7 protein-coding genes are annotated in these 9,457 nt (G+C 67.0%); 1 reads left to right on the top strand and 6 read right to left on the bottom strand.

The genetic code is table 11. The features are described from left to right. Positions 1-384: 384 nt before the first annotated feature. The 6 genes from H9654_RS13790 to hrcA form a co-directional block, all read right to left on the bottom strand. Complete coding sequence (locus H9654_RS13790) at positions 385-1,500, bottom strand: prephenate dehydrogenase (protein WP_191771290.1); 1,116 nt, start codon at positions 1,498-1,500, stop codon at positions 385-387. Continuing rightward, a complete protein-coding gene (pdxY, locus tag H9654_RS13785; RefSeq protein ID WP_191771289.1) occupies positions 1,497-2,405 on the bottom strand; it encodes a pyridoxal kinase in 909 nt (302 codons plus the stop codon). Before pdxY ends, H9654_RS13790 begins: the two co-directional genes overlap by 4 nt. Before the next feature lie 87 nt (positions 2,406-2,492). Further along, positions 2,493-3,620 carry a molecular chaperone DnaJ gene (gene dnaJ / locus H9654_RS13780; protein WP_191771288.1) on the bottom strand — a complete coding sequence of 376 codons (1,128 nt, stop codon included), beginning with the start codon at positions 3,618-3,620 and terminating at the stop codon, positions 2,493-2,495. 155 nt (positions 3,621-3,775) lie between these two features. Beyond that, on the bottom strand, positions 3,776-5,698 hold the full coding sequence (dnaK, locus tag H9654_RS13775; protein ID WP_042612302.1) for a molecular chaperone DnaK: 1,923 nt from the start codon (positions 5,696-5,698) through the stop codon (positions 3,776-3,778). A 168-nt stretch (positions 5,699-5,866) separates the two neighbouring features. Next, entirely contained in the window at positions 5,867-6,376 is a 510-nt protein-coding gene (gene grpE, locus H9654_RS13770) for a nucleotide exchange factor GrpE (RefSeq protein ID WP_101099729.1), read from the bottom strand. A 63-nt stretch (positions 6,377-6,439) separates the two neighbouring features. After that, a complete protein-coding gene (gene hrcA / locus H9654_RS13765; protein WP_191771287.1) occupies positions 6,440-7,504 on the bottom strand; it encodes a heat-inducible transcriptional repressor HrcA in 1,065 nt (354 codons plus the stop codon). Between the two features lie 115 nt (positions 7,505-7,619). Here hrcA and recN point away from each other — a divergent pair, with 115 nt between their 5' ends. Next, a complete protein-coding gene (recN, locus tag H9654_RS13760) occupies positions 7,620-9,281 on the top strand; it encodes a DNA repair protein RecN (RefSeq protein ID WP_191771286.1) in 1,662 nt (553 codons plus the stop codon). The last annotated feature ends 176 nt before the right edge of the window (positions 9,282-9,457 follow it).

Below are 9,457 nucleotides of genomic sequence, written 5' to 3'. Positions count from 1 at the left end.
ATCCATGGCGCTCAACGCCCCCACCCAGCCCCACCGCCCGGCCCTTCGACAGGTTCCGGTGGCTGCACGCCGCGTAATGAAAAAAAAGGAAAAGCGGTAGCGCCGAAGGCGGCGGCAGGGGCCGCTGCCAACGTCGCCTGCGACGGCCCGCAGGGTGCCGGTCAGGACGACCGGCATACCCATGGTCGGCGAGCGCAGCGGGCCGTTGGCGGGAACATTCCGCCGACCATGGGTCGGCGCTACCAATGCCCGCCTGTCAGAAAACCTCGACACCTGGTGGCGTAATTTTCGCCACCCATCTTGACAGCGTTTGGCCGCAAGGGCTGCGGCCTGTTATCCACATGTTTGTGTGAGAACCATCCACACCGCCTGTGGATGAAACCGTCAGCGTGTCAGTACCCGACCGATCCCGCTGTCGTCCACTTCGGCCGCCGCTGCGGCGATCGCCATGTCGCTGCTGCCGGGCACGAAACCGATTCGGAAATGGACTTCGCCACCGGGCGTGCGCGAAGAATGGATCGAGGCCAGGCTGACCTGGTGCTGCTCGAACACGTGCAGCAACGCGCGCAGCGATCCGGCACGATCTTCGGGCAGATGCACCGACAACGACTGGCGTTCGGTCAGGTCGGCCAGCAGGTAACCCACGCGCTCAAAGGTGTAGTTGCCATCGGCAAGCACCTGTTCGCCGAACGCATCACGATTGGCCTGCAACATCTGCTGGCGAAACCCCGCGCGTGCCGCGTCGTCGCCCTGCTGCACCTGCACCTGCAACTGCTGCAGCTGGCCGATCAAGCGCTCCAGCATCGGCGCCACGTGCGGATTGCCGAACTGGATATCCTCGTAGATCGCCGGGTTCAACGACAGGATCCGCGAGATGATCGCCGTATCCAGCTCGAAGGACGCCGAGCGATACGGCAGCAGCGCGGAAAGGTCGCCAAGTTCGGCCGCATAGCCGCGCAGCACCCCGGCCTGCGCCAGGTGCCCCGCATGCACCATCGCCTGCACCAGCGCCATCACCTTGTCGTGGTGGGCCGGCGTGGCACGCACGCACTCGGCCTGCAGGGCCGCGCACAGTTCATTGAGCCACGGCTGCCAGCGCTGCACGCGGGCTTCGCAGACCACCATCACCCTGCCCTTCAATGTCGGCGATTTGGGCGGCGCGGTCATCGGATGCAGGCCCACGACGTCCGCCTGCGAAGCCAGCATCGCCTGCACCGGGGCCTCTTTCACCGAGGTGACGTCCAGCCACAATCGACCCGCCTCGCGACCCGCCGATGCCTGCACGTACTCGGCAATCAGCGCGGGCGTATGCCGGATCGGCGCCGAGAACAACAGCACGTCGGCCTGTTCCAGCAACTGCCCTGGCGTGTGCGAGGCGGCGTCGGCAGGATCATGGCCGATCACCTGCAGCTGCATGTGTTCTTCGAAGAACCGGGTCAGCCAGCGGCCGTAGGCGCCCGCACTGCCGACGATACCGATCACCTGCGGCGACGCGCTCATTCCAGCTGCTCCACGGCGAACCGGTGCGGCTGCGCCAGCGCAGCGGGTGCGGCGGCATGCACGTCGAACTCTTCGTGGCCGTTGGCCAGCGTCGCTTCCAGTGCCGCATGGGTGCCCGACACGGCGCGGCCTATCGCCTGCTGCATGTCCTCGCCGCGCAGCAGGAACGCCACGATCAAGGCCATCAGCACATCGCCAGTGCCGGCCACGTCCACCGGCAACAGCGGCGAGGTCCAGCGCCAGATGCCGGATGCGCTCACCGCCAGCGTCACCAGTTCGCCCCCGTCCCCGGAAACACTGTGCGCCAACACCCACGTCGGCCCACGGCCCAGCAGCACGCGGGCGGCAGCAATGGCGTCGTCCTGCGCCAGCGCGGGCATGCCGGTCAGGCGGCCCAGTTCGAACGCATTGGGCGTGACCAGCCAGGCGTGCGGCAGCAGGCGCTCGGCAAACACTTTTTCCAGGCCGGGTTCGACGTAGGGACCGGTGTGGGTATCGCCGATCACCGGATCCAGGCAGTAACGCAGTTGCGGGCACGGCGGCAGGGTCTGATCCAGCCAGTCCGCGAACGCCGCGCCGTTGTCGACGCTGCCGAAGTAGCCGGACACCAGCATCCGCGCCCGCTGCGGCAGGCCGCGTTCGCTGGCACCGCGCAGCAGGTCGGCAAACCAGTCCGCCGGCAGCACGCGCCCGCGGGTGGTGTCATAGAACGGGGCGTTGCTCAGCAGCGTGGTCGGCACTTCTGCCACGCGCAGGCCCAGTGCGCGCAGCGGAGGTGCTGCGGCGCTGTTGCCGGCGTGGCCGTAGACAAGCTGGGACTGGACCGAAATGACATCGACCGGCGAGGGGCCGTCCGGGCGCTGGCGACGGCCGTGGACCAGGTGGTTTTCGAGGGATTCGCTCATCCCTTCATTTTACGCCCGTGACGACCAACGGTCGTCACCCACCGGAAGCGCAAGGGCAGGACGGCCAACGGCCGTCACTACCGGGCGTCAGGACGTCATCCGGTCCCAGAAACCCTTGACGCCATCGATGAACGTCGCCGACTTCGGCGAGTGCTTGCGGGCGTCTTCGCCGACAAAAGTGGCTTCGAACTGTTCCATCAGCTTGCGCTGGTCCGGCGTCAGGTTGACCGGGGTTTCCACCACCACGCGGCAGTACAGGTCGCCTTCGCTGCGGCTGCGCACCGAACGCACGCCCTTGCCGCGCAGGCGGAACAGCTTGCCGGTCTGGGTTTCGGCGGGAATGCGGATCTCCGCCTCACCGCCCAGCGTGGCCACGCGGATGCTGTCGCCCAGCGAGGCCTGCGAAATACGGATCGGCACTTCGCAGTGCAGGTCATCGCCATCGCGCTGGAAGATGGCGTGCTCGCGCACCCGCACTTCCACGTAAAGATCGCCCGGCTGGGTGCCGGCTGGACCGGCTTCGCCTTCACCGGCCAGGCGGATGCGGTCGCCGGTATCCACGCCGGCAGGCACCTTGACCGAGAGCACCTTGTCTTCTTCCACGCGGCCATTGCCGTGGCAGGTCTTGCACGGCTGGGCGATGGTCTGCCCGCGCCCGTTGCAGTGGTGGCACGCCTGCTGCATCGCGAAGATGCCGCGCTGGATGCGCACCTGGCCACGGCCATGGCAGACGCTGCAGGTTTCCACCTTGCCGTCTTCCGAACCGCTGCCATCGCAGTCGCCGCACTCGGCCAGGGTCGGGATCTCGATGCGGCGCTCGATGCCCCGCACCGCTTCTTCCAGGTCCAGCTCCATCACGTAACCGATGTCGGCCCCGCGACGTGCCTGGCGTGGGCCACCGCCACCTCCGAAAATATTGCCGAAGATGTCGCCGAAAATGTCATTCATGTCCGGACCACCCGGACCACCGCCGCCACCGCCCATGCCGTGTTCGAACGCAGCATGCCCGTGGGCGTCGTACATCCGGCGCTTGTTGTCGTCGGACAGGGTTTCGTAGGCTTCCTTGCACTCCTTGAACGCCGCTTCGGCGGCCGCATCACCCGGGTTGCGATCGGGATGGTGCTTCATCGCACAGCGGCGGTAGGCCTTCTTCAGCTCTTCATCAGTGGCAGTGCGGGCAACGCCCAGGACTTCGTAATAATCGCGCTTGCTCATGGAGTGGATCGCTTTCCGGTACGTCGGGATTCGTCAAAGCAGAAAAGCGGACAAGGTCCGCTCCTGCGTCGGGCGCCCCGACTCGCCTTGCGGCGGCCAGGACCCTGATGCGACGACGGGACGCTGCGCAAGGCAACGTCCCGCGTCGGTCTGGATCAGGACTTCTTGTCGTCCTTTACTTCGGTGAACTCGGCATCGACGACGTCGTCGTGCTTGGCACCGGCGCCGGCGTCGGCCCCCGGGGCGCCGCCCTGGTCACCGGCCGAAGCGGCAGCGAACAGTGCCTGACCGGCTTCTTCCAGTGCCTTCGAGCGCGACTCGATCTGCGCCTTGTCATCACCCTTCATCGCCGTTTCCAGGTCCGCCAGTGCGGCCTCGACCTTGCCGATCACATCGCCACCGACCTTGCTGCCGTGTTCGGTGATCGCCGAACGGGTGCCGTGGATCAGCGCGTCGGCCTGGTTGCGGGCCTGCACCAGCTCCTGGAACTTCTTGTCTTCTTCGCGGTTGGCTTCGGCATCGGCCACCATCCGCGCGATCTCGTCCTCGGACAGGCCCGAACCGGCCTTGATCTCGACCTTCTGTTCCTTGTTGGTCTTCTTGTCCTTGGCCGACACGTGCAGGATGCCGTTGGCGTCGATGTCGAAGGACACTTCCACCTGCGGCAGGCCGCGCGGTGCCGGCTCGATGCCGGACAGGTCGAACTTGGCCAGCGACTTGTTGAAGCGGGCCTGCTCGCGCTCACCCTGCAGCACATGCACCGTCACCGCCGACTGGTTGTCCTCGGCGGTGGAGAACACCTGCGAGGCCTTGGTCGGGATGGTGGTGTTCTTTTCGATGATCTTGGTGAACACACCGCCCATGGTTTCGATACCCAGCGACAGCGGGGTCACGTCCAGCAGCAGCACGTCCTTGACGTCACCGCCGAGCACGCCGCCCTGGATCGCCGCACCCAGTGCCACGGCTTCGTCCGGGTTGACGTCCTTGCGCGGTTCCTTGCCGAAGAACTCGGTCACCGCCTGCTGCACCTTCGGCATGCGGGTCTGGCCACCGACCAGGATGACCTCGCTGATGTCGCTCGAACGCAGGCCGGCGTCATTCAACGCAACGCGGCACGGCTCGATCGACTTGCGGATCAGCTCGTCCACCAGCGACTCCAGCTTGGCGCGGGTCAGCTTGATGTTCAGGTGCTTCGGGCCGGACGCATCGGCGGTCACGTACGGCAGATTGACTTCGGTCTGCTGGGCGCTGGACAGCTCGATCTTGGCGCGCTCGGCAGCGTCCTTCAGGCGCTGCAGGGCCAGCGGATCCTTGCGCAGGTCGATGCCCTGGTCCTTGTTGAACTCTTCGACCAGGTATTCGATGACGCGGTTGTCGAAATCTTCGCCGCCCAGGAAGGTATCACCGTTGGTGGCCAGCACTTCGAACTGCTTTTCACCGTCGACGTTGGCGATCTCGATCACCGACACGTCGAAGGTGCCGCCGCCCAGATCGTAGACCACGATTTTGCGGTCCTTGTTGTCACCCTTGTCCAGGCCATAGGCCAGCGCGGCCGCGGTCGGCTCGTTGATGATGCGCTTGACGTCCAGGCCGGCGATGCGACCTGCGTCCTTGGTGGCCTGGCGCTGGCTGTCGTTGAAGTACGCCGGCACGGTGATGACCGCTTCGGTGACCTTCTCACCGAGATAATCCTCGGCGGTCTTCTTCATCTTCTCCAGCACCTTGGCGGAGATTTCCTGCGGCGCCATCTTGCGCGCATCGCTGGTGGACACCCAGGCATCGCCATTGTCGTGGGCCAGGATGCCGTACGGAACGTGGGCGATGTCCTTCTGCACTTCGGCGTCGGTGAACTTGCGGCCGATCAGGCGCTTCACCGCGTAGAAAGTGTTCTTCGGATTGGTGACCGCCTGGCGCTTGGCCGAGGCACCCACCAGGACTTCGCCGTCCTTGGTGTAGGCCACGATCGACGGGGTGGTGCGATCGCCTTCCGAGTTTTCGATGACGCGGGCCTTGCCGCCGTCCATGATCGCCACGCACGAGTTGGTGGTGCCGAGGTCGATACCAATGATCTTGCCCATGGGGGACTCCTGAAGATTATTCGGTTAATCCGGCCGCAGCCGGTGTATGAATGGGATGTGGGGGAGGCTCGTGGAACATTCAAGCCATCCCGGGACGCTGTATTCCACGATTCAGGATCCTGGCAGCGCCGGGCCATGCCCGGCGGTACCGGCTTTCCCGATCCGTGGTCAGTCGCGCGCGACCACCACCAGCGCCGGGCGCAGCAGGCGGTCGTTGAGCAGGTAACCCTTCTGGAACACCTGAACCACGCTGCCCGGGGCGGCGCCGTTGGCGTCGACCTGGCTGATCGCCTGGTGGTGTTCGGGGTTGAAGGGCTGTCCGGTCGGGTCCAGCAGCGCCAGTCCGTTGTCCGCGGCCACCTTCAACAGCTGCCTGTAGGTCATTTCAAGGCCGTCGCGCAGCGGGCTGGCGTCCTCGCCTGCGGCCTTCAGGCCGGCGTCCAGGCTGTCGAACACCGGCAACAGCTCGCCGAGCAGCTTTTCATTGGCGAAACGGCGGGCCTGTTCCACGTCACGGGTCATGCGCTTGCGCTGGTTGTCCAGGTCGGCGCGCTCACGCAGCGCATCGGCCTTGACCTGCTCCAGCTCACCGCGCAGCTGCTCCAGCTGGTCGTGGTGGGCCGTGGCGGCCTCGTCGGCGGCCGGGTTGGATTCGATATCGTGATGATCTTGGTTCATGTGCGTTTCCCTGGCGGTGACTCCCCGCCTCCATCCCACCTAGTGTGGGCGGGAAACTGCGTTTCAAGCGCCGCGGGTCATCGCGTTGCCCGATCCCGGCGAAAAGGCCGCCCCGAGCACCTCGGCGGTGGCCTGTACGAGCGGGATCATCCGGTCGTAGGCCATCCGCTTCGGCCCGATCACCCCCAGCACGCCCAGTACTTGCCCATCGGCGGTATACGGCGCTGTGACCAGCGAGACGCCCTCCAACGGCACCACGCCGGTTTCCTCGCCGATGAAGATGCGCACGCCCGGCGCCTGGATGGTGCGCTCCAGCAGCTGCAGGATCTCGCGCTTGCTCGAAAACAGCTCGAACAGCTCGCGCAGCCGTTCCAGGTCGGACAGGTCCTGCACGCCCATCAGGCGGGTCTGGCCGGCCACCAGCATGTCGTTGGCCGGCGGCTGCAGGGCCTGCTCGGCCAGCTCGATGCTGTGCGCCAGCAGTTGTTCCATCTCGCTGCGGGTATCACGCAGCTCGTGCAGCAGGCGACGGCGGATCTGCGCCACCGGCAGCCCGGCGAAATGGCTGTTCAGGTAGTTGGCGACCTGCTCCAGCTCGCCCGGCTCCCAGGGCCTGCGGGCCTCGATCACCCGGTTCTGCACTTCGCTGTCGGCGAACACCACGATCGCCAGCACGCGATGGGCGTCCAGCGCCACGAAATCGATCTGGCGGAAGGCGAACTGCTCGCGCGTGGGCGCACTGACCACGCCGACGAAACGGCTCATCGCCGACAGCAGCTCGGAGGCACTGCCGAGCAGCGCCTGGGTGCCAGCGCCACTGGCCAGCTCGCTGCGCAGGCGGCTCAGGTCCTGCTCGCCCGGCGGATGCATCTGCACCAGGCTGTCCACGAACACCCGGTAGCCGTGCGCGGTGGGAATGCGCCCGGCCGAGGTATGTGGCGAACTGAGCAACCCCAGGTCTTCCAGGTCGCCCAGGATGTTGCGGATGGTGGCCGCGCTGACATCCAGCCCTGCCGTGCGCGCAAGCGTTGCCGACCCGACCGGCTCGCCATCCTGGATGTGGCGGGCGATCAGGGTACGCAGCAGGTGCCGCGAACGTGGGGCAAGTTGGTCGAAAGACGGCGGCATTGGATCAGCCTGTGAGACTCCCCTCCTAGATAATGCCGGGAAGGACGCTTGGCAAGTCATTGGTGCACGCCACCGTGCGTGCTAGCGTTGCGCGGCTTGAGAGACCTACTGGACCATGCTCAGACACTTATCAATCAAGGATTTCGCCGTTGTCCGCGCCACTGAACTGGAGTTCGGCCCCGGCATGACCGTGGTATCGGGCGAAACCGGCGCGGGCAAATCGCTGATGGTGGACGCGCTGGGCTTCCTGTCCGGCCTGCGCGCCGACAGCGGCGTGGTGCGCCACGGCGCCCCGCGCGCCGAGTTGTCGGCCGAGTTCGCCCTGGAGCAGTTGGCCGGCGCCCGCCGCTGGCTGGCCGACAACGAACTGGACGACGACGAACAATGCCAGCTGCGCCGGGTGATCCGCGCCGACGGTGGCTCGCGGGCCTGGATCAACGGCCGCCCGGTGACCATTTCCCAGCTCACTGAACTGGCCGGCCTGCTGGTGGAAATCCACGGCCAGCACGAACAGCAGGCGCTGCTGACCCGGCCTTCGCAGCTGGCCCTGCTGGATGCCTATGCCAGCAACGCCGAGCAGCGCCGCGCCGTACGCGCGGCTGCGGCCGGCTGGCAGACGCTGGTCGACGAAGCCGCCGCGCTGTCCCAGCAGGGCGATGTCAGCGACCGCATCGGCTTCCTGGAACACCAGCTGCGCGAGCTGGAACGCGAAGATCTGGAACCGGAATCGATCATCGCGCTTGGCGCCAGCCATCGCCGCCAGGCTCACGCCAGCGCCCTGCTGACCACCTGCGATACCACCACCACCCGCATCAACGGGGATGACGACGCCTCCGCGCTGGGGCTGCTGGCGCAGGTGCGCGGCGACCTGGGACGGATGATCGAACACGATGCCCGGCTGGGCGAGGTGGATGCGCTGATCGACAGCGCCAGCATCCAGTTGCAGGAAGCGCTGAGCCTGCTGGACCGCGTGCACGATGACCTGGACGCCGACCCGGAGCAGTTCGAAGACAACGAGCGCCGACTGGGCCGGTTGCATGACCTGGCCCGCAAGCACCGCGTGCCGATGGAAGATCTGGCCGCCCAGCGTGACCGGATGCAGGCCGAAGTCGAGCAGCTGCGGGGGGCTGACGTGCGCCTGCAGAAGCTGGCCGGCGAAATCGAAAAGGCCGCGACCGCCTGGCGCGAACAGGCGGCGGTGCTCAGCGCCGGGCGCCAGCGCGCAGCGGCCGAACTATCCACTACCACCACCGGGCTGATCGCCGAACTGGGCATGGGCGGCGGCCAGTTCCTGATCCAGCTGGAACCGCAGGACCTGGCCAAGCCGGATCCGCAGGGCGCCGAACGGGTGGAGTTCCTGGTGGCCGCCAATGCCGGCCAGCCGCCGCGCCCCCTGCGCAAAGTGGCCTCCGGGGGCGAGCTTTCGCGTATCTCGCTGGCCATCGAAGTGGCCGCGCTGGACCTGGATGCAGTGCCGACCATGGTGTTCGACGAAGTCGATTCGGGCATCGGCGGCGCGGTGGCCGACATTGTCGGGCAGAAGCTGCGCGCGCTTGGAGAGAAGCGCCAGGTGCTGTGCGTCACCCACCTGCCGCAGGTCGCGTCGAAGGGCCACGCGCATTACCGGGTCAGCAAGGCGCCGGTGGAGGGCATGACCCAGAGCGCGGTGGAAAAGCTGGACACCAAGGCGCGCGAAGAAGAACTGGCGCGCATGCTGGGCGGGGTGGAAGTCAGCAAGGAAGCACGCGCGGCGGCCAGGAAGCTGCTGGCGGGCTGACCTGCGGGCGGGCCGCCCGACGGCCGCTGCGCTCGCCCCGCTTCGGTAGCGCCGCGCCATGCTCGGCGGAATGCTGGACGTCCCGGCCCGCGGCGCTCGCCGACCATGGGGCGGCGCTACCGCTCGGTGGATGGCGACCGTTGGTCGTCACGCTCCTGCGCCCGCCGCTGCGGCCG

Source organism: Stenotrophomonas lacuserhaii, assembly GCF_014836545.1.
Lineage (GTDB): Bacteria > Pseudomonadota > Gammaproteobacteria > Xanthomonadales > Xanthomonadaceae > Stenotrophomonas > Stenotrophomonas lacuserhaii.
Note: the sequence above shows the minus strand (reverse complement) of the source record. Positions and strands in the feature narration are given on the sequence as shown.

Bases quoted from the DNA above. Each gene is read 5' to 3' on its own strand.
- H9654_RS13790 (WP_191771290.1), bottom strand. From the start codon at position 1,500: ATGAGCGCGTCGCCGCAGGTGATCGGTATCGTCGGCAGTGCGGGCGCC.
- pdxY (WP_191771289.1), bottom strand. From the start codon at position 2,405: ATGAGCGAATCCCTCGAAAACCACCTGGTCCACGGCCGTCGCCAGCGC.
- dnaJ (WP_191771288.1), bottom strand. From the start codon at position 3,620: ATGAGCAAGCGCGATTATTACGAAGTCCTGGGCGTTGCCCGCACTGCC.
- dnaK (WP_042612302.1), bottom strand. From the start codon at position 5,698: ATGGGCAAGATCATTGGTATCGACCTCGGCACCACCAACTCGTGCGTG.
- grpE (WP_101099729.1), bottom strand. From the start codon at position 6,376: ATGAACCAAGATCATCACGATATCGAATCCAACCCGGCCGCCGACGAG.
- hrcA (WP_191771287.1), bottom strand. From the start codon at position 7,504: ATGCCGCCGTCTTTCGACCAACTTGCCCCACGTTCGCGGCACCTGCTG.
- recN (WP_191771286.1), top strand. From the start codon at position 7,620: ATGCTCAGACACTTATCAATCAAGGATTTCGCCGTTGTCCGCGCCACT.